This is a genomic window from Burkholderia cepacia GG4, assembly GCF_000292915.1.
GTDB classification, from domain to species: domain Bacteria; phylum Pseudomonadota; class Gammaproteobacteria; order Burkholderiales; family Burkholderiaceae; genus Burkholderia; species Burkholderia cepacia_D.
This window is the reverse complement of record NC_018513.1, coordinates 1,354,196-1,375,887: the sequence shown is the minus strand read 5'-3', so window position 1 is coordinate 1,375,887 and position 21,692 is coordinate 1,354,196. Positions and strand designations below refer to the sequence as shown.

The 21,692-nt window shown below is 66.1% G+C and carries 19 protein-coding genes and 1 tRNA gene; 3 read left to right on the top strand and 17 right to left on the bottom strand.

Annotated elements, in window-relative coordinates:
* Positions 1–22 precede the first annotated feature (22 nt).
* The 4 genes from GEM_RS06290 to GEM_RS06275 form a co-directional block, all read right to left on the bottom strand.
* Positions 23–1,441: an amino acid permease gene (locus tag GEM_RS06290; protein WP_014896596.1), complete on the bottom strand. Its 1,419-nt coding sequence runs from the start codon at positions 1,439–1,441 to the stop codon at positions 23–25.
* Positions 1,442–1,533: 92 nt separating this feature from the next.
* A complete protein-coding gene (locus GEM_RS06285) occupies positions 1,534–2,595 on the bottom strand; it encodes a porin (protein WP_041490624.1) in 1,062 nt (353 codons plus the stop codon).
* A 100-nt stretch (positions 2,596–2,695) separates the two neighbouring features.
* Entirely contained in the window at positions 2,696–3,082 is a 387-nt protein-coding gene (locus GEM_RS06280) for a RidA family protein (protein WP_014896594.1), read from the bottom strand.
* A 30-nt stretch (positions 3,083–3,112) separates the two neighbouring features.
* Positions 3,113–4,327: an amino acid aminotransferase gene (locus GEM_RS06275; RefSeq protein WP_014896593.1), complete on the bottom strand. Its 1,215-nt coding sequence runs from the start codon at positions 4,325–4,327 to the stop codon at positions 3,113–3,115.
* A gap of 191 nt (positions 4,328–4,518) precedes the next feature.
* Between GEM_RS06275 and GEM_RS06270 the strand changes: the two genes are divergently transcribed.
* Positions 4,519–5,001: an Lrp/AsnC family transcriptional regulator gene (locus tag GEM_RS06270; RefSeq protein WP_041490462.1), complete on the top strand. Its 483-nt coding sequence runs from the start codon at positions 4,519–4,521 to the stop codon at positions 4,999–5,001.
* An 83-nt stretch (positions 5,002–5,084) separates the two neighbouring features.
* A tRNA-Val gene (locus GEM_RS06265) sits at positions 5,085–5,159 on the top strand.
* Positions 5,160–5,442: 283 nt separating this feature from the next.
* Here GEM_RS06265 and murI read toward each other — a convergent pair.
* The 13 genes from murI to hutH all read right to left on the bottom strand — a co-directional run bounded on the left by murI (position 5,443) and on the right by hutH (position 20,540).
* On the bottom strand, positions 5,443–6,429 hold the full coding sequence (murI, locus tag GEM_RS06260; protein ID WP_014896591.1) for a glutamate racemase: 987 nt from the start codon (positions 6,427–6,429) through the stop codon (positions 5,443–5,445).
* Positions 6,430–6,568: 139 nt separating this feature from the next.
* The gene (locus tag GEM_RS06255; protein ID WP_014896590.1) at positions 6,569–7,588 is read right to left on the bottom strand and encodes a helix-turn-helix domain-containing protein; all 1,020 of its coding nucleotides are present in this window, start codon (positions 7,586–7,588) and stop codon (positions 6,569–6,571) included.
* Between the two features lie 164 nt (positions 7,589–7,752).
* Positions 7,753–7,977, bottom strand: a complete 225-nt coding sequence (locus GEM_RS06250) for a helix-turn-helix domain-containing protein (RefSeq protein ID WP_014896589.1) — start codon at positions 7,975–7,977, stop codon at positions 7,753–7,755.
* Between the two features lie 182 nt (positions 7,978–8,159).
* A complete protein-coding gene (locus GEM_RS06245; RefSeq protein WP_014896588.1) occupies positions 8,160–9,554 on the bottom strand; it encodes an aspartate aminotransferase family protein in 1,395 nt (464 codons plus the stop codon).
* A 28-nt stretch (positions 9,555–9,582) separates the two neighbouring features.
* Positions 9,583–10,920, bottom strand: a complete 1,338-nt coding sequence (locus GEM_RS06240) for a glutamine synthetase family protein (RefSeq protein ID WP_014896587.1) — start codon at positions 10,918–10,920, stop codon at positions 9,583–9,585.
* A gap of 12 nt (positions 10,921–10,932) precedes the next feature.
* Positions 10,933–11,739 (bottom strand): gamma-glutamyl-gamma-aminobutyrate hydrolase family protein, encoded by an 807-nt coding sequence (locus tag GEM_RS06235; protein ID WP_014896586.1) that lies wholly within the window; start codon positions 11,737–11,739, stop codon positions 10,933–10,935.
* A gap of 723 nt (positions 11,740–12,462) precedes the next feature.
* Complete coding sequence (gene hutG, locus GEM_RS06230; protein ID WP_014896585.1) at positions 12,463–13,260, bottom strand: N-formylglutamate deformylase; 798 nt, start codon at positions 13,258–13,260, stop codon at positions 12,463–12,465.
* A gap of 59 nt (positions 13,261–13,319) precedes the next feature.
* Entirely contained in the window at positions 13,320–14,696 is a 1,377-nt protein-coding gene (locus GEM_RS06225; protein ID WP_014896584.1) for a formimidoylglutamate deiminase, read from the bottom strand.
* Between the two features lie 23 nt (positions 14,697–14,719).
* Positions 14,720–15,943, bottom strand: coding sequence for an imidazolonepropionase (gene hutI, locus GEM_RS06220; RefSeq protein ID WP_014896583.1), 1,224 nt, complete (start codon positions 15,941–15,943; stop codon positions 14,720–14,722).
* Between the two features lie 4 nt (positions 15,944–15,947).
* The gene (locus GEM_RS06215) at positions 15,948–16,586 is read right to left on the bottom strand and encodes a HutD family protein (protein WP_014896582.1); all 639 of its coding nucleotides are present in this window, start codon (positions 16,584–16,586) and stop codon (positions 15,948–15,950) included.
* A gap of 2 nt (positions 16,587–16,588) precedes the next feature.
* Complete coding sequence (hutU, locus tag GEM_RS06210; RefSeq protein WP_014896581.1) at positions 16,589–18,277, bottom strand: urocanate hydratase; 1,689 nt, start codon at positions 18,275–18,277, stop codon at positions 16,589–16,591.
* A gap of 39 nt (positions 18,278–18,316) precedes the next feature.
* Positions 18,317–19,012 carry a histidine utilization repressor gene (gene hutC, locus GEM_RS06205; protein ID WP_014896580.1) on the bottom strand — a complete coding sequence of 232 codons (696 nt, stop codon included), beginning with the start codon at positions 19,010–19,012 and terminating at the stop codon, positions 18,317–18,319.
* Positions 19,013–19,016: 4 nt separating this feature from the next.
* Positions 19,017–20,540 (bottom strand): histidine ammonia-lyase, encoded by a 1,524-nt coding sequence (gene hutH, locus GEM_RS06200; protein WP_014896579.1) that lies wholly within the window; start codon positions 20,538–20,540, stop codon positions 19,017–19,019.
* A 226-nt stretch (positions 20,541–20,766) separates the two neighbouring features.
* Here hutH and GEM_RS06195 point away from each other — a divergent pair, with 226 nt between their 5' ends.
* Positions 20,767–21,687 carry a glutamate/aspartate ABC transporter substrate-binding protein gene (locus GEM_RS06195; RefSeq protein ID WP_014896578.1) on the top strand — a complete coding sequence of 307 codons (921 nt, stop codon included), beginning with the start codon at positions 20,767–20,769 and terminating at the stop codon, positions 21,685–21,687.
* Positions 21,688–21,692 lie beyond the last annotated feature (5 nt).

Sequence of the window (21,692 nt, the reverse complement as noted above, 5' to 3'; positions counted from 1 at the left end):
TTACTGCGTCGTTACTGCTTCGTTACTTCGCTTCGGGCTGCAGCACCGGCTGAGCGCGGCGATACCACACCGCATACACGACCGACAGCGCGATCAGGAACGGGATGCCGAAGATCAGCGTCATGTGGAATTCAGCTGTGAAGTACGTCGTCACCATCACCGCGAGCATCAGCGCCGCGCCGAGCAGCGTCAGCAGCGGAAAGCCGCGCATCCGGAACGCGGGCGCCGGCAGGCCGAGCGCCGCACGACGCCGCCGGAAACAGTAGTGCGTGACGAAGATCATCATCCACGTGAACAACGCGCCAAACATCGACACCGCCATCATGATCGTGAACGACGCGTCCGGATACAGCACGCTCAGGACCGTCGCGAGCGCGATGCCGAGCGTCGACAGCAACAGCGCGCCGAACGGCACGCCGCGCGCGTTCACTTCGCCGAGCGCCTTCGGCGCATGGCCCGCGCGCGACAGGCTGAACATCATCCGCGTCGTGATGTAGAGCTGGCTGTTCATCGCAGACAGCGCGGCGATCAGCACGACGAAGTTGATCAGCCCGGCCGCGCCCGGCAAGTGGATCGCCTCCATCACCTTCACGAACGGGCTCTCGTCGCGCCCGGCCGCCGTCCACGGCACGATCGCGAGCATCAGCGCGAGCGTGACCAGGTAGAACAGCACGAGCCGCACGATCGTCGAGCGGAACGCGCGCGTTACCGCACGCTCGGGGTCTTCCGCCTCGCCGGCCGCGACCGCGATCATCTCGATGCTCAGGTAGCTGAAGATCGACACGATCACGGCGACCCACATCCCCCACATGCCCTTCGGAAAGAAGCCGCCGTGACCGGTGTAGTGGTGAAAGCCCGCGCGTGCCGCGCCGTTGCCGACCAGCGCCGGATTGCCGAACACGACATACGCGCCGAGCACGATGAAGCCGACGATCGCCGCGATCTTCACGACCGAGAAGCCGTATTCGACCGCGCCGAACACGTCGACGCTGCGCGCATTGACGAACACGAGCAGCGCCGAGAAGCCGACGATCCACAGCCAGCCCGGCGCGCCCGGAAACCAGTACTTCATGTACAGCGCGATCGCGGTGACTTCGGTGCCGACCGCGAGCACGATGCACGCCCAGTACGCATAGCGCACCAGGAACCCGGCCCACGGGCTCACGTAATGTTCGGCGTAGGCGCCGAACGACCCGGAGGTCGGGTGCGCGACCGTCATCTCCGCGAGACAGCCCATCAGCAACAGCGAGATGAACGCGCCGATCGCGTAGCTGACGAGCACGCTCGGGCCCGCGAAGCCGATCGCGAACCCGCTGCCGAGAAACAGACCCGTGCCGATCGCACCGCCGATCGCGATCATCGCCATCTGCCGTGCGGAAAGCGTGCGGCGCAGACCGTGCTCGCGCGCCGCGATGTGCTGGAATTGCCCTTCTGGTTGCATCGAATGACCTCGTTCGAAAGCGATTGTCCGGTCGAAACGTCGACGGCGCGCGGACCGGTGCCGGACCGCACCGGCCACCGCGCGCCGCGTGCTCAGAACAGGTGGCGCAAGCCGGCCGCGATGCCGGTCTGGTTACCGCGTCCGGGCAGTTCGGTGAACGCGCCGCCGGTCACCCGGTTGTAGTCGACCGTCGCGTAGACCTGGGTTGCCTTCGACAGCGCGTACTCGGCCTCGAGCACGCCCGTGTAGCGCTTGCCGCCGTTGGCAGCCACGCCGTTGACGTTGCGGATGTCGTCGTAGTACGCGACGCCCGTCACCGAAACCGCGGGCGTGATCTGCACGCTCGCGCCGGTATAGAAGATCATGTCGCGGCGCGGGTTGTCGGCGAACGAACCGTAAGTCACGTCGCGGCCCGGTGCGTTCAGCAGTTGCTGGTCGAGCATGCCGGTGCGGTCGATGCCGCCGAGATAGCCCGCGTACAGCGTCGCCGCGCCGAACGCATAGCGTGCGCCCGCACCCCATGCCTGCTGCGCGCGGCTGTTCAGGTCGCGCACTTGCTGGTACGTCGCGCCGACCATCAGCCCGCCGAGCGTGTACGACACGTGCGTGCCCCAATACGCATTCGCACCGAGGCTGCCCGCGACGCCGCCGAAGCCGTAGCTCGCGCCGACGTTCAGCCCGCCGAACGTGCCGTCATAGCTGACCACGTTGCTCGCGCGGCCCTGCGTGAGGAAGTACGGCCACATGTTGGCCGTGTAGTTGCCGACCGTCAACGGATCGAGATCGCCGAACAGGTTGAACGCCTCGGTCGCCTGCCGGCCGAGCTTCACCGTGCCCCAGTCGCTCGCGAGGCCGACATACGCATAGCGGCCGAACAGCGCGCCGTCGAGTTGCCCGTTCTGCGGCTCGAAGCCGCTCTCGAGCCGGAAGATCGCCTTCAACCCGCCGCCGATCGCTTCGCTGCCCTTCAGGCCCCAGCGGCTGTTGGTGATCGCGCCGTTGGCCAGTTGCACGCTCGCGTCGTTCGACGCGTCCGCATGCGTCGTGTAGCGGATGCTCTGGTCGACGATGCCGTACAGCGTCACGCTGCTCTGCGCCATCGCACCGCTCGCGGCGAGCATGCCCGCCATCATCTGTACTCCGAATCGAATCATTCTCGTCACGTTTGTCTCCATCCTTGCCTCGCCTTTTTGATGCTTGTTGATGTTTGCTGGTAATTACGGGTACGGCAATCCGCGCCAGGCGGCATGCGTGCTAATCGCGCGTCGCCGGCAGCGCGACATACGCGACGAGTTCGACGCGCATGGCCGAATGCGCGAAGCCCTGCACGCCGACGCATGTACGGTTCGGGTAGGGCTCGCGGAAGTGACGCCGGTACTCGGCGTCGAATTCGGGCATCGCCGTCACGTCGGACAGGTAGACGAGCACCTGCGCGACGTCGTCCATCGTCGCACCGACCGCCGCGACGGCCTTCGCGAGATTGCCGAGCGTGATACGCGCCTGCTCGGCCATCGTGTCGCCGACGATCGTGCCGGACGCGTCGACCGGCCCGTGACCGGTAAACATCAGCCCGCCCGCGCGGGTCGCCCACGAAAACGGCTGCGCGAGCTGCGGCAAGTCGACCGGGATCATGTCTGCCATCGTGTCCTCCTTCGGTTCGGAATCGGCCGCTCAGGCGGCCTGGCGCGCCGTGCCGCCGAGCACGTCGGCGATCGCGTTCGCGACATGGTCGACGTTCGCATCGTTCAGGCCCGCGATGCACATGCGGCCCGAGCGCAGCAGGTAGACGCCGTGCGACGCACGCAGCCGGTCGACATCGCTCGCGGCGATGCCCGTGTAGCTGAACATGCCGAGCTGCGTGACGAGCGCATCGAACGCGGGCGCCGGCAGGCGCGCGTCGAGCCGCGCCTTCAGCGCGCCGCGCATGCGCTTGATGCGCGTGCGCACCTGGGCCACCTCGTCTTCCCAGCGCGCACGCAGTGCGTCGTCGTTCAGCACCGTCGACACGAGCTGCGCGCCGAACAGCGGCGGGCTCGAATAGGTGCGGCGCACGCCGGCCTGCAACTGGCTCAGCACCGTCGCCGCTTCGCCCGCGCTCGCGCAGACGATCGACAGCCCGCCGACGCGCTCGCCGTACAGCGAGAAGTTCTTCGAGAACGAGTTGCTGACGATCGCCGGCAACCCCGCGTCGACGATCGAGCGCACGGCCCATGCGTCGTCGTCGAGACCGTCGCCGAAGCCCTGGTACGCCATGTCGAGAAACGGAATCAGCCCGCGGCGCACGAGCACGTCGATCACCGCACGCCACGCGTCGCGGCCGAAGTCGAGGCCCGTGGGGTTGTGGCAGCACGGCTGCAGCAGCACGATGCTGCGCGCGGGCAATGCGTCGAGTGCCGCGAGCATCGCGTCGACGCGCAGGCCATTGCGCGCTTCGTCGTAGTACGGATACGTGTGCACGTCGACGCCGGCCGCCGAGAAGATCACGCGATGGTTGTCCCACGTCGGATCGCTGATCCAGATCGCGCTGTCGGGGAAATAGCGCTTCACGAACTCCGCGCCGAGCCGCAACGCGCCCGAGCCGCCGAGCGTCTGCAGCGTCGCGATGCGCGCTTGCGCGAGCGCCGCGCAGTCGGCGCCGAACACGAGGCGCTGCACGCCCTGCCGGTACGCGGCCAGCCCTTCCATCGGCAGGTACGTATGCGGCGCGCCGGCTTCGTGCAGGCGCTCGGCCGCAAGACGCGTGCTCTCCAGCACCGGAATGCGGCCCGCGTCGTCGTAGTAGAGGCCAATGCTCAGGTTGACCTTGTGCGGATGCGGGTCCTGCTGGAACGCCTGGAACAGCGACAGGATCGGGTCGCCCGGATAGGCGGGAATGTGTTCGTACATGGCGGAGTGACGGTAGGGGTTGAAGGCGGCGATACGGCCGGCGGCGTGACAGCGCGTCAGGCCGTGCGGTCAAGGCATGGGGCGCATGTTATCGAGGACGAAATAGAATGAGCTTCACTTTTCGATGACGAATCGGCTCGATTGCAGTAGAGTCTGCGCTTGTCATCTCATAAATCACGGGATTCTGCGAAATGGCTCTGGATCGAACCGACATGCGGATCCTCCGGCACCTCGAACAGGACGGACGCATCAGCAATCAGGACCTCGCGAACGCGGTCGCACTGTCGCCGTCGGCATGCCTGCGGCGCGTGAAGCTGCTCGAGGAGCGTGGCGCGATTTCGGGGTACCGCTGCACGATCGAGCCGAAGAAGGTCGGTGTCGCGTTCGAGGCGCTCGTGCATGTGTCGATGCGGCCGGACGTGCCCGAGTGGCACGACCGCTTCGTGGAAGCGATCCAGCAATGGCCGGAGGTCATCGCCGCGCAGATCGTGACGGGCGGGTCGAACTACGTGCTGACGGTGCGCGCGCGCGACCTCGACCACTACTCGGACTTCGTGATCAACCGGCTGCACCGCGCAACGGGCGTGATGTCGATCAATTCGAGCATCGTGCTCGCGACGCTCAAGCGGGACGGCTCGATCCTCGATCTCGTCGACCCGTCGACGGCCGGCTGACGGACTTTTGGCACGGGCCTGAAAAATATTTGAAGAAAGTGCTTTACGAACCCGAAAAGCTCTGACATAATTTCAGCTTCTTTGGGCGGTTAGCTCAGCGGTAGAGCACTGCCTTCACACGGCAGGGGTCACTGGTTCGATCCCAGTACCGCCCACCAGGATTCATCGGTGTGTGAAGCCCGAAGAACAAAGGCCCTCTGGCGTAAGCCGAGGGCCTTTTTCTTTGCGCGCAAAACCTCGCCGAATGCCCTTTTGGTGCGCAGCGGGCGCACCTCGAAAATTAGCCCAGACAACGACCAACGACTGTCTGGAGCATCCAGTGGCATCAATCTTGAAGCGGGGAAACTATTGGCGCGCGTTCATTCGTCGACGCGGCTACCGATATGTCCAACCGGCTTTCCAGAAAGCAGCCATTCGCTGGTTCGCGGATGCCTCAGCCGGTCAGCAAGTTTCGACGTCGATGGCGCTCACGCGACGCTCGTCAAGCGCCAGCATCTGTGCAAGTTTCGCCAGAGGCGCTCGTTGCACCGCCGATATTGCCGTCGAGCACAATTGCAGGACTGAGCCGCTGGGATTCACGTCGTTGTGCAGTTGGTGATCCGTGAGTTGATGGTCGACTCGTCGGGCGATTGCAGTCGCTGTTTCAATCAGGTTCAATCGATCGCCAAAGACGCGCTTGATGCTTGGAACAAGCAGCGCGTAGTGGGTCGAGCCCAGCACGAGCGTATCTGCGCCGTCCACGATCATTGGCGTCAAGTACTTATCGAGTAGCGCCTCGATCGACGATCCCGTGGCCTCGCCTTGCTCAATGAGTTCAACCAAGCCGTGCCCGGCTTGACATATGAAGCGACAAGCATGGCCGTGAGCTGACAGTAGCGCCTGCAGTCTATGGCTGCGCAAGGTTGCGGCCGTAGCCAGCACTCCAACGACCTTTGCGCCCGATACCTGTACAGCCGGCTTGATCCCGGGTTCTACACCGATGACAGGAATCGCGAGCCGACTTCGGACATACGAGATCGCGTGAGTCGTCGCAGTGTTGCATGCAATCACAAGCAGTTTCGCGCCTCTTTGCGCCAGCCATTCCGCGAGCGCCAAACTCCGTGACCGAATGAATTCGTCGGTCTTCTCACCATATGGCGCGTAAAGGGTATCGGCGATATACACGATCGCTTCTCCCGGTAATCGACGGCGAATCGCCTCGACGACCGACATTCCTCCCAAACCCGAGTCGAAAATCCCGATTGGTGCAATTCCGTTGAACATGAGTTTCTGTACTGACGTCGGGCCGTGAATGGGTCGGAAAAGCGGAACGTTTATTGAGGCCAGATTGTTGACGATTTCTGTAAACATGTCGACCGGTTTAATCCGCCCGCATTCCGGGTCGGTCGAACGGGATGCAACGGCCGGCAAGGCATGCGCGTGCAGCATCCGCGTCAGACCTGAGTGTGCGATTCGGTGCCATGCGTCGAGTGATCATTCGCGAAATGATGTTGCAGCGAATGCGAGCCGTTGCCCATGGCCGTCGCCAGCACGATGCCCTAACGACGAAGACAGCATTGCGCCGGAATCAATCGGCGTTGGTGAATGTCGTGAAATACGCCTGGATATCGAACTGATCTGCGCCCCGCACACCGGTCGGAGCTTCCCCCTTGCGCACTTGACCCGGCGTGGTTCCGAAACGCTCGCGGAAAGCCCGGCTGAAGTTTTCGGGGCTCGTAAAGCCGCATTCGAGACCGAGGCGCTTGATCGAATCCACGGAGGTGTTAGAGGACGGCACGCTGAGCATCCGGTAAGCCAGATCAAGACGCTTTTCGCGAATCAGCCGGGAGATGCCACCGTCCTCTTCGAAGGCACGGTAAAGATGTGCACGCGAGATTCTGAAGCGCGTCATCAGCTTTTGCGGCCCCAGGTCGGCATCGCGGAGATGTTCGTCTATGTAGGCAAGCATGCGCTCGCGCAGCACAACGCTCAGTTCCGATGGGTAGCCCGGGAGCATCGGCGCTTTCCCGCTCAGGTTCCCGGCAACCAGCGTGACCAGCGCGTCCTGGGCCGCGGACGATTCCTCGGCGGAGATCGGGCCGCTTGCCACCGAAAACAATCCCTGCATGTAATCGGTCAGCAACCGCGTGAATGGCCAGTCCGCTTTGAGCGTCAGGCCATGCAGATTTCTTCGCCCCACCATCTTCTCCAGACGCTCTCTCGGCACGGCGACGGATAGCCGGCTGCCAGCATCTGAGAGGGTGATGTACGGTTTGGCAAGATCGATAATGAAGACATCGCCTCGACTCGCGCGAAACGACGGCTCGCCGAAATCTCCGGTGACATTGCCGGACACGACGAGTTGGACCAGATAGTCCGCCAGATCGCTGGATGCAACGACTTTCCGGTCACGTCGGCATTGCTGTGCGCTGAACGAGATGAGCGCGATTGTCCCGGTATCAAATGCCCTTGAACGGATCGAAGCTTCAGGATTCACCTCGTCGGCAAACGAGCTGAGGAAGAACGGGCGAGTCACCTCGCGCCAAAAATCGCCGCGCAGCCTGGATTCAACATGCGCGGTCGATATGACTATTTCGCTTTTCTTCATCATTCTTCAAATGTTACCCGTCGCGAGCCGGGCATAACCGGGAACTGTGCCTAATCGTGATTATGTCCCGCAGTGCATAAGCCGCATGATACTGGCGCTCCCAGCGACTGACGCAGTTGGCTTCGCGCAAATCGAATACCGCGCATGTGCGCTGGTATGACAGCTCATGGCGCCACATGTGTTGCAACACCGACATTTTGAATGTCTGCGCTGTACCTCTCGCGCTTCTTGCGCAACCCCGCTTTGCCATGCGCCCGGAAAGCACTCACCCAACGCCACAGCGTTGAATACCCGATTCCGTACTTCTGGCCGAGCGACTCGCAACTGCCTTCGCCGTTCAGATACTTCTCGACCATCCGTTGCTTGAACGACTGGTCATACTTCGTCATGAAAAACCCCCAAGGGTTGGAATGATATCCAACTCTTGGGGGGCAGCTCACTCACGACGCAGGCCCTGTTCATTTTGCGGCCGCACTTCTGCGGCCCGCCTCCCCTGCCGAATACTTCGCGTTCGCGCCTCCAGTTCGATCGGCGGCGCTTCGACTACATGTAATCGAAGCGCTGCGACGGCTCACTTCGTCCGCCCCACCCGCTGCGCCGTCGCATCGAACGCGCGCTTCGCCTTGTCGACGATCTCGTCGACTTCGGCCTCGCGGATCACGAGCGGCGGCGACAGCAGCATCCGGTCACCGGTCGCGCGCATGATCAGGTTGCCGTTGAAGCAGAAGTCGCGGCAAATCGTGCCGATGTCCACGCTGGCATCGAAACGCTCGCGTCGGTCTCGATCGCGTGCAAGCTGGACGCCCGCGACCAGCCCTGTCCCCGCGATCTCGCCGACGATCGGATGATCGCCGAGGGCGTCCCGCAGCCGGCGCTGGAAATACGGCCCGATGTCGCGCTTCACGCGCTCGACGATCCCTTCGTCGCGCAGCAGCTTCAGGTTCGCGACCGCGACCGCCGCGGCGACCGGGTGGCCCGAGTAGGTCAGGCCGTGATTGAACTCGCCGTGGTTGATGATCGGCCCCGCGATGCGTTCATGGATGCCCACTGCACCCATCGGCACGTAACCCGACGTCAGGCCCTTGGCCATCGTGATCAGGTCCGGCTCGAAGCCGAAGTACTGATGCGCGAACCATTCGCCGGTGCGGCCGAACCCGCCGATCACTTCGTCGGCGACCAGCAGGATGTCGTACTTGCGGCAGATCCGCTGGATTTCCGGCCAGTACGTCGACGGCGGGAAGATCACGCCGCCCGCGCCCTGGAACGGCTCGCCGATGAACGCCGCGACGTTCTCCGCGCCGAGTTCGAGAATCTTCGCTTCGAGCTGCTGCGCGCGTGCGAGGCCGAACGCTTCCGCCGTCTCGCCCGGTTGTGCTTCGCCGAAGAAATACGGCTGGTCGATGTGGACGATGTGCTCGACCTTCGACGGCATCTGCTCGTGCATGTAGCTCATCCCGCCGAGCGTGCCGCCGGCGATCGTCGAGCCGTGATAGCCGTTCTTGCGCGAGATCACATACTTCTTCTGCGGCTTGCCCTGCACGCGCCAGTACTGGTGCACGAGGCGCAGCACGGTATCGTTGCCTTCCGAGCCGCTGTTGCAATAGAAGAAGTGGTTGAAGCCTGCAGGCGTCACTTCGGCGAGCAACGCTGACAGTTCGATCACCGGCGGGTGCGTCGTCTTGAAGAAGGTGTTGTAGAACGGCAGTTCCTGCAGCTGGCGATACGCGGCGTCCGCAAGTTCCTTGCAGCCGTAGCCGACGTTCACGCACCAGAGGCCGGCCATCCCGTCGATCACCTTGTTGCCGTCCGAGTCCCACAGGTAGACGCCGTCGGCCCTCACGATCACGCGGCTGCCCGCGCGATTGAGCGCCGCCATGTCCGAGAACGGATGGATGTGGTGCGCGGCGTCGAGCGCGCGGTATTCGGCGGTCGGCCGCGCGGCGACGGCTTCGTTTCGTTCGGTCATGTTTCCTCCGCAAGTCGATGCCGCACGCTCATACGTGCAGCAGCAGATGCCGGCGTTCCCACGAACTGATCACGCGGAAGAACGCTTCGTATTCGGTTTCCTTCAGCGCCAGGTACGCCTTCACGAACTTGTCGCCGAGGATGTCGGCGAGCGGCGTGCACGCGGCCATCAGCGAGATGCCCTCCTCGAGATTGCGCGGCAGCTGGTACGGCAGGTCGTAGCCGTCGGTCGCGATCGGTTCGGTCGGCGCGAGCTGCTGCGTCATGCCGAGATAGCCGGCCGCGAGCGTCGCCGCGAACGCGAGGTACGGGTTGCAGTCGACGCCCGGAATCCGGTTCTCGATACGCCGCGCGACCGGCGCCGATTGGGGGATGCGAAAGCCGACCGTGCGATTGTCGTAGCCCCACTGCACATTGATCGGCGCCGCCATGAAGCGCGACAGCCGGCGATACGAGTTGATGTACGGCGCGAAGATCGGCATCAGCGCCGGCGTGTACTTCTGCAGCCCCGCGAGATAGCTCTGGAACATCGGCGACACGACACCGCCTTCGTCGGCGAACAGGTTGTGTCCGGTGCGCGTATCGGCGAGGCTCTGGTGAATATGCATCGCGGAGCCCGGCTCGTTTTCCATCGGCTTGGCCATGAACGTCGCGTACATGTTGTGCCGCAGCGCCGCCTCGCGCACCGTGCGCTTGAACAGGAACACCTGATCGGCGAGCGACAGCGCGTCGCCGTGCACGAAGTTGATCTCCATCTGCGCGGCGCCGACCTCGTGGATCAGCGTCTCGATGTCGAGGCCCTGCATCTCGCAGTATTCGTAGATGTCCTCGAACAACGGATCGAACTCGTTCACCGCCTCGATCGAATACGACTGGCGGCCGGTCTCCGCACGCCCGGTGCGCCCGACCGGCGGACGCAACGGCAGGTCGGGATCGGCGTTCATGTCGACCAGATAGAACTCGAGCTCGGGTGCGACCACTGGCTTCCAGCCCTTCTCCTGGTACAGGTCGAGCACGCGGCGCAGCACGTAGCGCGGCGAGATCTCGACCGGCGTGCCGTCGAAATGCACGCAATCGTGGATCACCTGCGCGGTCGGATCGACGGCCCACGGAATCAGGCAGATCGTCGACGGATCGGGCACGCACACCATGTCGGGATCGGTCACGCCGGTCAGCGTGCCGTCCTCCGGATAGTCGCCGGTGACGGTCTGCACCATCACGGCCTGCGGCAGGCGCATCGATTCGCCGGACTCGAATTTGTTGCGCGGGATGATCTTGCCGCGCGCGATGCCGGCCATGTCGGGAATGATCGCCTCGACCTCGGTAATACGGTGCTGGCGCAGGAATTCGCTCAGTTCGGGTTGCATGATCGGCCTCGTTCAGTCGATGTCGGATGCGGCCGGCGACGGCATGGTGCCGCCGGCCGCATGAAGGCGGTGCGTCATGCGCGCGCGGCAAGCCGCGCCGAATGCCGCGAAGATGTCGCGCGACAGCGGCTGTTCCGCGAAGCGCCATTCCGGATGCCACTGCACGCCGAGCGCGAACGCGCGCGCGCCGCGCACGCTGACGGCCTCGATCAGCCCGTCGGGCGCGCTCGCTTCGATCGCGAGCCCCGCACCGAGCCGCGCGATGCCCTGGTCGTGCAGCGAATTGACCATCGTGTCGTGCGCGCCGCGCGCGACCCGTTGCAGCAAGCCGCCCGGCGCAAGCTGCACGCGGTGCGCGGGGCCGTACTGCCGTTCGAGTGGGTCGCCGTCGCGCTCGCGATGATCGTGGAAGCCGGGGCTCGCATGCAGCCGCTGATGCAGCGTGCCGCCATACGCGACGTTCAGCTCCTGCATGCCGCGGCAGATCGCGAGCACGGGCACACCCGCGTCGATCGCCGCGCGGATCAGCGGCAGCGCGGTCGCATCGCGCGCGGGGTCGTGCAGCGTGTCGGGTGCACTTGCCGGGCCGCCATAGTGATGTGGCTCGACGTTCGAATAGCTGCCGGTCAGCAACAGCCCGTCAACCGACGCGACGATCGCGTCGACCGGCTGCCGCGTACCCAGCGCGGGCAGCACGAACGCCAGCGCGCCGGCGCCGTCGACCAGCGCGACGAGATACTTCTCCCCCGCCGCGTGGTTCGGATGGGCGCCGCGCATGATGCGATCGGCGGTGACGGCTACGAGCGGGCGCGGTCGCATGATCGCCTCCGCGATAAGCGCGCGACGCATGCGACCGCGCGAGACGACGGGCGCCCGCGGCGGCGCCGCACGCGCCCATGCGTGCCCCTGCCGCGCGGAAGCTGCGGCGACAGACGGTGCGACCCGATGCGAACGCGGAAAAGGACGCTAGGGCAACAATGACGCGCTGCCGTCGCACTGCACCGCGCTGAATACGTGCGCGGTCACGAGATTGAAGCGGCGCACGCCGCGGTGGGACACAGCGAAGAAACGAGGCTCGCGTATGAGGGCGGCGCGCGTGCCGCGATCAGCATGCCGGATCGGCCCGGCCTGAGGCGGCGCGCCCGCCGTCGGACTTCGGGTCCGGCGTATCGAAGGGCTGGCGGCTTTCACGATCGTACTCGACTGACTGAAGAAGGCAGGACACGTGTCGCGATGAAACGAAGGCGGCAATGCCGCGCGGCGACACGTCGGCAAGGTGTCTCGCTACGCATTCCGGCACGGTGCGGCGCTGATCGACGCCGGCGCCGCCGGTGCGCGCGTGACGACTACCTGACATTCAGCTTATATCACCTAAAAATTGCGTCAAATTTTCAGGTGCCGATCCCGATATCGATCAGACGAAAAAAACGGCATCGATCGGCCGGATCGATGCCGTTTGGTGCACTGCGTCGGTGCGCACCGCATGTGCCGGCGGGCCGCGGCGCGATGACCACCGCGCCGCCGCACGTGCCGGCGAACGCATCAGCGATGCGCGAGCGCGGTTTCGACGAGCGTCTGCAGCAGCGGCACGATGTCCGCGGCTCGCGCTTCGTCATACGCGTACGGACGCGTCTCTTCCATGTAGGTGATCTGCGACAGTTCGAGCTGCACCGCTTCGACGCCGGTGTCGGGCACGCCATAGTGACGCGTGATGTAACCGCCCTTGAAACGCCCGTTCGCGACGGCCGTATAGCCGCCATGCGCGCTCACGCAGGCGGCCAGCGCCTCGGCGAGACCGGGCGCGGCGGTCGCGCCGCTCGACGTGCCGAAGTTGAAGTCCGGCAGGCGGCCTTCGAAGAAGCGCGGCACGTGCGAGCGGATCGAATGCGCTTCCCACACCAACACGCGGCCGTGCTCACGCTTCAGGCGCGCGATCTCGGCTTGCAGCGCGTCGTGGTACGGGCGCCAGTAGCGGTCGCGCCGGCGCATGATCTCGTCGTTGCCGGGCAGCGCGTTCGCCGGATACAGCGGCGCCTTGTCGAACGTATCGACCGGCACGAGCCCGGTCGTATCCTGCCCCGGATAAAGGTTCTCGTTGTCGGGCGGACGATTCAGGTCGACGACGTAACGCGCGTGCGACGGCACGAGGATCGAGGCGCCGAGGGTCGCCGCGAAGCCGTACAGCCGCTCGAGGTGCCAGTCGCAATCGTCGACGAAGCGCGCGTCGGGCGTCATCGTCGCGGCGATGTCGTCGGGGATGTAGGTGCCTGCGTGCGGAATCGAGATCAGCAGCGGCAGCGTGCCCTGCTTCAGCGTGAATACAGCCGGTTGTTCAGTCATGTCGCATCACCGTAAAAGTCTGCCGGCGCACGCGCGCGGCGTGCGCCGGGTGCCGCGCGTCAGCGCAGCAGTTGCGCCAGCGCGGCGCGGTAGTCGGCGTACGCGACGGCTTCGTCGCGATGACGGCGGCCGCTCACGACGCGCTCGCCGCCGGTGTAGACGTCGAGCACCGGCGTGTCGCCGTGCTCGGCGAACACCGCGCCCGACAGCCATGCCGCGCTGCCGTGTTCGGCGATCGCCGGATGATCGGGGTCGAGCACGAGCCAGTCGGCGCGGCAGCCTTCGCGCAACGCGCCGATCCGCCGCCCGCTGGCCTGCGCGCCGCCCGCGAGCGACGCGTCGAACAGGCGATCGGCGACATGCGCCTGCGTGTCGCTCGCAAGCACGTTGCGCGCGCGATGCACGAGCCGCTGCCCATACTCGAGCAGGCGCAGCTCCGAGCGCCAGTCGACCGACGCGTGGCTGTCCGAGCCGACGCCGATCACGCCGCCCTGCGCGAGATAGTCGACCGCCGGGAACACGCCGTCGCCGAGGTTCGCTTCGGTGGTCAGGCACAGGCCCGCCACTGCGCGGCGCTTCGCGAGCGCTGCCGTTTCGGCCGCATCGACGTGCGTCGCGTGCACCAGGCACCAGCGCGCATCGACGTCGAAGCGATCGAGCAGCCATTGCACGGGGCGTGCGCCGTAGGCGCGCACGCAGTCGTCGACTTCAGCCGTCTGCTCGGCGATATGGATGTGCACCGGCGCGTCGTCGGGCAAGCCCTCGAGCAGCACGCGCAGCCCGTTCTCGGACACCGCGCGCAGCGAGTGCGGCGCGACGCCGTAGCGCAGCCCGCCGTGCTCGGGCGCGACGCGACGCATCGAGTCGAGCAGTTCGAGCAGGCCGTCCGGCGTGTTGATGAAGCGGCGCTGGTCGTCGCGCGGCGGCTTGTTGCCGAAGCCGGCGAACTGGTACGACACGGGCAGCATCGTGATGCCGATGCCGGCCGAGCGCGCCGCGTCGACCACGCGCGTGCCGAGTTCGGCGATCTGCGGATAGCGCGAGCCGTCCTGCGCGTGATGCACGTAGTGGAATTCGCACACCGACGTGTAACCGCACTTGAGCATCTCGACGTACAGCCAGCGCGCAATCGCCGCGAGCGCATCGGGCGTGATCTTCAGCGCGAAGCGGTACATCAGGTCGCGCCAGCTCCAGAAGCTGTCGGCGGGATTGGCGCGGTATTCGGTAAGCCCCGCCATCGCGCGCTGGAATGCGTGCGAATGCAGGTTCGGCATGCCGGGCAGCACGGGCCCGGCCGCGCGCGCGACGCCTGCCGGCGCGTCGGTGTCGGGCGTCACGCCGGTCAGCGTGCCGGCCGCGTCCCAGCGCAGCAGCACGTTGCGGCGCCAGCCATCGGGCAGGTACGCGTGGTCCGCGAACAACGTCATTTCGGTCATTGTGAGTCTCGTCTCAGGCAAGGCTAGCCGTTCATCCGGCGAAACACCGTCGCGCCGCCGCGCACGACCTGCTCGCACAGCGGCCGGCCGATCCAGTAAGCGAGCTCCGCCAGCGAGCCGACCGACCAGACCGCGAAATCGGCCTGGCGGCCGATCTCGAGCGCGCCGTGACGATCCGCGCGGCCGAGCGCCGCCGCCGCATGGCGCGTCACGCCCTGCAGCACTTCGGGCACCGTCATGCGGAACAGCGTGCAACCCATGTTCAGCGTCAGCAGCAGCGATTCGAGCGGCGACGTGCCGGGGTTGTGATCGGTCGCGAGCGCGATCGGCACGCCGTGCTTGCGCAGCAGCTCGATCGGCGGCAATTGGGTTTCGCGGATGAAGTAGTACGCGCCTGGCAACAACACGGCGACCGTGCCGGCCGCCTTCATCGCCTCGATGCCGGCTTCGTCGAGAAATTCGAGGTGATCGGCGGATAGCGCGCGATAACGCGCGGCAAGCGCGGTGCCGCCCGCGTTCGACAGCTGCTCCGCGTGCAGCTTCACCGGCAGCCCGCGCCGCGTCGCGGCCTCGAACACGCGCTCGGTCTGCGCGAGCGAAAAGCCGATGCGTTCGCAGAACACGTCGACCGCGTCGACGAGGCCCTCGTCGGCCAGCGCCGGCAGCATCCGGTCGCACACTTCGTCGATGTATTCGTCCGCACGGCCCGCGTATTCCGGCGGCAGCGCATGCGCGCCGAGGAACGTGGTGTAGACCGTGACCGGAAAGCGCTCGCCGAGCTGGCGCGCGACGCGCAGCATCTTGCGCTCGCTCGCGAGGTCGAGCCCGTAGCCCGACTTGATCTCGATCGCGGTCACGCCTTCGGCGAGCAACGGCTGCAGGCGTGCGGCGGCCTGCACGAACAGCGTCGTCTCGTCGGCCGCGCGCGTCGCGCGCACCGTCGACACGATCCCGCCGCCCTGCCGCGCGATCTCCTCGTAGCTGACGCCCGCGAGGCGCTGCGCGAACTCGTCGGCGCGCGTGCCGCCGTACACGAGGTGGGTATGGCAGTCGACGAGGCCCGGCGTCACCCACGCGCCGTGCAGGTCTTCGCGCTGCCAGTGCGCATAACCGTGCGGCAGCGCGGACAACGCGCCGAGCCATACGATCGTGCCGGTTTCGTCGACGACGATCGCCGCGTCGTCGATCGTTTCGTCGGGGTGGCCGTGCGGACACAGCCTCAGGTGATGCCAGACAGTCGGTTTCATGCGTTCAGTCTCGTTCGCCGACGGCAAGCGACACGGCAAGCAGCGCGCCGCCCCCGCTCACGACGACGTCAAACGCACGCTGCGGCCCATCGAGCCGCAGCGTGTCCATTTCCTGCAGCGCGTAGTGCGCGCCGTCGATCTCGACGCCGACCGCACCGGTCGCGCAGAACAGCAGCACGGTATCGGCACGCTCGACGCGGTGCGTGCCTTCGGGCCACACGTCGACCGTCCCGCGCGCGGCCGAACGGCGCGTCATCAGGTTGAAGTCGCGCGTCGCGCCGTCGTGCAGCGTCGCATCGATCGCCGTTTCGCCGGCGAAATCCGCGCGGGCGAGCGGCGTGTCGAGCACATGACGCGCGCCGCCCGCTTCCGCGAGCGTCATGCCCGCGCCGGACAGCAGCACGAGCGTGCGGTCGATGCCGTCGAAACGCGAGAACGGCCCGGCCGCGCCCACGTCCGCGACGCTCACGCGCCATACGAACGCGTCGAGCGCGGCGCCAGGCAGCGCCCCGAAGGAAGTCCCCTTGGGGGAGAACGCCGCGATTTCGCGCGTCACGCCGCCGCCGTTCTTCCACGGCGACACAACGAGATCCGCCGCGCGGATCATCGTTGCGTGCACCGGCGCCTGGTCGAGCGCCGTCATGCTCAGCGGCCGAGCATCGGCAGCTTCAGGCCGGCTTCGCGGGCCGTCTGCTGCGCGAGTTCGTAGCCGGCATCCGCATGGCGCATCACGCCCGTTGCCGGATCGTTCAGCAGCACGCGACCGAGACGCTCGTGCGCTTCGGCGGTACCGTCGGCGACGATCACGACGCCCGAGTGCTGCGAGAAGCCCATCCCGACGCCGCCGCCATGGTGCAGCGACACCCACGATGCGCCGCCTGCGGTGTTCAGCAGTGCGTTCAGCAGCGGCCAGTCGCTCACGGCGTCCGAACCGTCCTTCATCGATTCCGTCTCGCGGTTCGGGCTTGCGACCGAACCGGTGTCGAGGTGGTCGCGGCCGATCACGATCGGCGCCTTCAGTTCGCCGTTCTTCACCATCTCGTTGAACGCCTGGCCGAGGCGATAGCGATCCTTCACGCCGACCCAGCAGATCCGCGCCGGCAGGCCCTGGAACGCGATGCGCTCACGTGCCATGTCGAGCCAGTTGTGCAGGTGCGGATCGTCGGGGATCAGCTCCTTCACCTTCTGGTCGGTCTTGTAGATGTCTTCCGGATCGCCCGACAGCGCGACCCAGCGGAACGGGCCCTTGCCTTCGCAGAACAGCGGGCGGATATAGGCCGGCACGAAGCCCGGGAAGTCGAACGCGTTCTCGACGCCCATTTCCAGCGCCATCTGGCGGATGTTGTTGCCGTAGTCGAGCGTCGCCGCGCCGCGTTCCTGCAGATCCAGCATCGCCTGCACCTGGACGGCCATCGACTGCTTCGCGACCTTCACGATGCTCTGCGGATCGACCTTCTGCGCTTCGCGCCATTGCGCGACGGTCCAGCCTTGCGGCAGGTAGCCGTTGATCGGGTCGTGCGCGCTCGTCTGGTCGGTCACGCAATCCGGCGTGATGCCGCGCTTGACGAGTTCCGGGAACACATCGGCCGCGTTGCCGAGCAGGCCGATCGACACCGGCTTGCCGTCGCGCTTCGCTTCCTCGATCATGCCGAGCGCTTCGTCGAGCGTCGTCGCCTTCTTGTCGACGTAACGCGTCTTCAGGCGGAAGTCGATGCGCGTCTCGTCGCATTCGACCGCGATCATCGAGAAGCCGGCCATCGTCGCTGCCAGCGGCTGCGCGCCGCCCATGCCGCCCAGACCACCCGTCAGGATCCAGCGGCCCGACGGATCGCCGTTGAAGTGCTGGTTCGCGACCGAGAAGAACGTCTCGTACGTGCCCTGCACGATGCCCTGGCTGCCGATGTAGATCCAGCTGCCGGCCGTCATCTGGCCGTACATCATCAGGCCCTTGCGGTCGAGTTCGTGGAAGTGATCCCAGGTCGCCCAGTGCGGCACGAGGTTCGAGTTCGCGAGCAGCACGCGCGGCGCATCCTTGTGCGTGCGGAACACACCGACCGGCTTGCCCGACTGGATCAGCAGCGTTTCGTTCTCTTCGAGATCCTTCAGCGACGCGAGGATCTGGTCGTAGCATTCCCAGTTGCGCGCCGCACGGCCGATGCCGCCGTACACGACGAGTGCGTGCGGGTGCTCGGCGACTTCCGGATCCAGGTTGTTCTGGAGCATCCGGTAGGCCGCTTCGGCCAGCCAGGTCTTGCAGACCTTCTCGCTGCCGCGCGGTGCGCGGATCGTGCGCGTCGGATCGAGACGGGGATCGATGTGTTTCGGATGGTTCATGACGACTGCTCCCGAGGGAAAGTGAATATCAATTAGGAATCAGAAATGCCCGGTGAAGCGATAACGGCTGCCGGGGTGCCACAGATTCGCCACCGAGGCGACGACGCCCTGCGACCAGGTACGCCGATGTAAAACCAGACACGGCTCGACGTCGTCCATCCGCAACTGCTCGCGCCGCTCGGGCGCCGGAGCCGCCGCTTCGATCCGGTACTCGACGCGCTGCAGCGGTGCCGCGCGCATCAGGTACAGGTTCGGCGTCGTGTTCGTGAAGTCCTGCTCGGCATAATCCGGCGCTACCGCCGGATTCACCCACCGTTCTTCGAGCTGGACGGGTTCGTCGTTCTCGAAGTGCAACACCTGCGAATAAAACAGCTGCGCGCGCACGGCCATCTGCATCTCGTCGGCGAGCGCCTCGTCGGCGCGGATCGTCTCGAGGCCGAGCACGCTGGCGTGATACGCATGCCCACGCGCGCCGACCTCCTCCGAGATGCTGCGGATCGCAACCAGCGTCGACTCGTACTTCGGCCGCGCGACGTAGGTGCCGGCGCCCTTCATGCGCGTCAGCACCTGCTCGGCCGTCAACTCGCGCAACGCGCGGTTGACGGTCATGCGCGCGACCTTGAACTCGCGGGCCAGTTCGTTCTCGGAGGGCACCTGGTCGCCCTCCGCCCACTCGCCGGCGTGAATGCGGCCCAGGATGAAATCCTTGATCTCCTGGTAGACCGGCGCGCTCATGGGCTTACTGTTCCGATGCGAACGCGAACGGCGCGACCTTCGCGAACGCACGCTCGCCGACCAGCTTCGCGATCACCGCGATGTCCGGTGCGAAATAGTGGTCGAGCTCGTAGTGCGCAACCTTGTCGCGGATCGTTTCCATCACGGGCGCCAGCTTCGGGCTCGTGTGGTACGGCGCGCGCAGGTCGACGCCCTGGGCGGCAGCCAGCAGTTCGATCGCGAGGATGTGCTTCGTGTTGTCCGCGATGTCGGCGAGCTTGCGCGCGGCGAACGTCGCCATCGACACGTGGTCTTCCTGGTTCGCGGAGGTCGGCAGCGAGTCGACCGATGCCGGGTGCGCGAGCGTCTTGTTTTCCGATGCCAGCGCAGCGGCCGTCACGTGGGCGATCATGAAGCCCGAGTTCACGCCGCCGTCCCGCACGAGGAACGGGGGCAGGCCCGACAGCGTCGCGTCGATCAGGAGCGCGATGCGGCGCTCGGCCAGCGCGCCGATTTCCGACGCGGCGAGCGCGAGGTTGTCAGCCGCGAACGCGACGGGTTCAGCGTGGAAGTTGCCGCCCGACAGCACTTCGCCGGTATCCGGGAAGATCAGCGGGTTGTCCGACACGGCGTTCGCTTCGACCAGCAGCACGTCGGCCGCATGGCGCATCTGGTCCAGACACGCGCCCATCACCTGCGGCTGGCAGCGCAGGCTGTACGGATCCTGCACCTTGTCGCAGTCGCGGTGCGACTGGTTGATCGGCGAGCCTTCGAGCAGGTCGCGGTACGACGCTGCCGCGTCGATCTGGCCTTGATGGCCGCGCAGTTCGTGGATGCGCGCGTCGAACGGCTTCACCGAGCCGGCGGCCGCGTCGACCGACAGCGCACCCGCGACGAGCGCGGTGCGGTACAGGTCTTCGATCGCGAACATGTTGTCGAGTGCCAGTGCCGTCGATGCCTGCGTGCCGTTCAGCAGCGCCAGGCCTTCCTTCGCCTGCAGCGTCAGCGGCGCGAGGCCCGCGACGCGCAGACCGTCGAGCGCGCTCGCACGCTCGCCGCGGATGAACACTTCACCGACGCCGAGCAGCACGGCCGACATGTGCGCGAGCGGCGCGAGGTCGCCCGATGCGCCGACCGAGCCCTTCACCGGGATCAGCGGCAGCACGTCGGCGTTGAACAGCTTGATCAGCGCGTCCATCACCTCGCGGCGGATGCCCGAGTGGCCGCGGCCGAGGCTCGACAGCTTCAGCGCCATCAGCAGACGCACCGACGAGCGCGCCATCGGCTCGCCGACGCCGACCGCGTGCGACAGCACCAGGTTCTTCTGCAGCAGCTCGAGCTGGTCGTGCGGGATGTGCGTGCTGGCCAGGCGGCCGAAGCCCGTGTTGATGCCGTATGCCGGCTCGCCCTTTGCAGCGATGTCGGCGACGGCCTTCGCGCCGGCGTCGATCTTCGCGAAGCTCGCCGGGTCGAGCGTGAGCTGCACGGATTCGCGAGCGATCTTGCGCAGTTGCGGGAGGGTCAGGTGGCCGGGGGTCAACGTAATCATGTGAGCAATCCTGTCTAGACAAGTTCGGGATGGATTGCAGTGTAGCCATCGGAACTTGTCTAGACAACCCGTTTTTCATGATTTCGACTTGGGAGTTTCCCTGATGCCCGGCGCGGCCCGCCGGACCGGCCCGGCGAGCCCGTTAATTAACATATGTTGCAAATATTTTGTTTTTGGCAACATACGAATCAACATTTTGCCTGCCTTCCGCCTACGGAGACCTGTCATGACCATCCCGCCCCGCTTGACCGCCCTGTTCGGCCGCAGCCTGCTCGTCGCCGCGTGCGCGCTCGCGTGCGGCGCGTCGCTCGCCGCGGAGCCGCTGTCCGGCACGCTCGAGAAGATTCGCCAGGCCAACCTGGTCTCGATCGGCCATCGCGAAACGTCGGTGCCGTTCTCCTATGTCGACGCGAACGGCAAGGTGATCGGCTTCTCGCAGGACCTGTGCGAACGCGTGATCGCCGCCGTGAAGGCGCGCACCGGCAAGCCCGACCTGCAGGTGCGCTTCATCCCGGTCACGTCGCAGAACCGCATCCCGCTGGTGCAGAACGGCACCGTCGATCTCGAATGCGGTGTGACGACCAACCTCGCCGCGCGTCACGCGCAGGTCGCGTTCTCGACCACCTTCTTCGTCGCGACGACGCGCCTGCTCACGCGCACGCGCTCGGGGATTCGCGACTTCCCGGATCTCGCCGGCAAGACGGTCGTGACGAACCAGGGCACGACGTCCGAACGCCTGCTGCGCAAGATGAACGAGGAAAAGAAGATGAACATGCAGATCATCAGCGCGAAGGACTACGGCGAAGGACGCCTCACGCTCGAATCGGGCCGCGCGGCCGCCTACATGATGGACGACGTGCTGCTCGCCGGCGTGCGCCAGCTCGCGGCGAAGCCGGCCGACTGGACGATCGTCGGCACGCCGCAATCGTCGGAGGCGTATGGGTTCATGCTGCGCAAGGACGATCCGCAGTTCAAGGCGCTCGTCGACGGCGTGCTCGCGCAGTTGATGAAGAGCGGCGAGATCGACGCGCTGTACGACAAGTGGTTCATGAAGCCGGTGCCGCCGAAGGGGCTCGCGTTCGAGTTCCCGATGAGCGACGTGATCAGGGCGCGCTATGCGGCGCCGAACGACGCGCCGCTCGAGTGAGCATC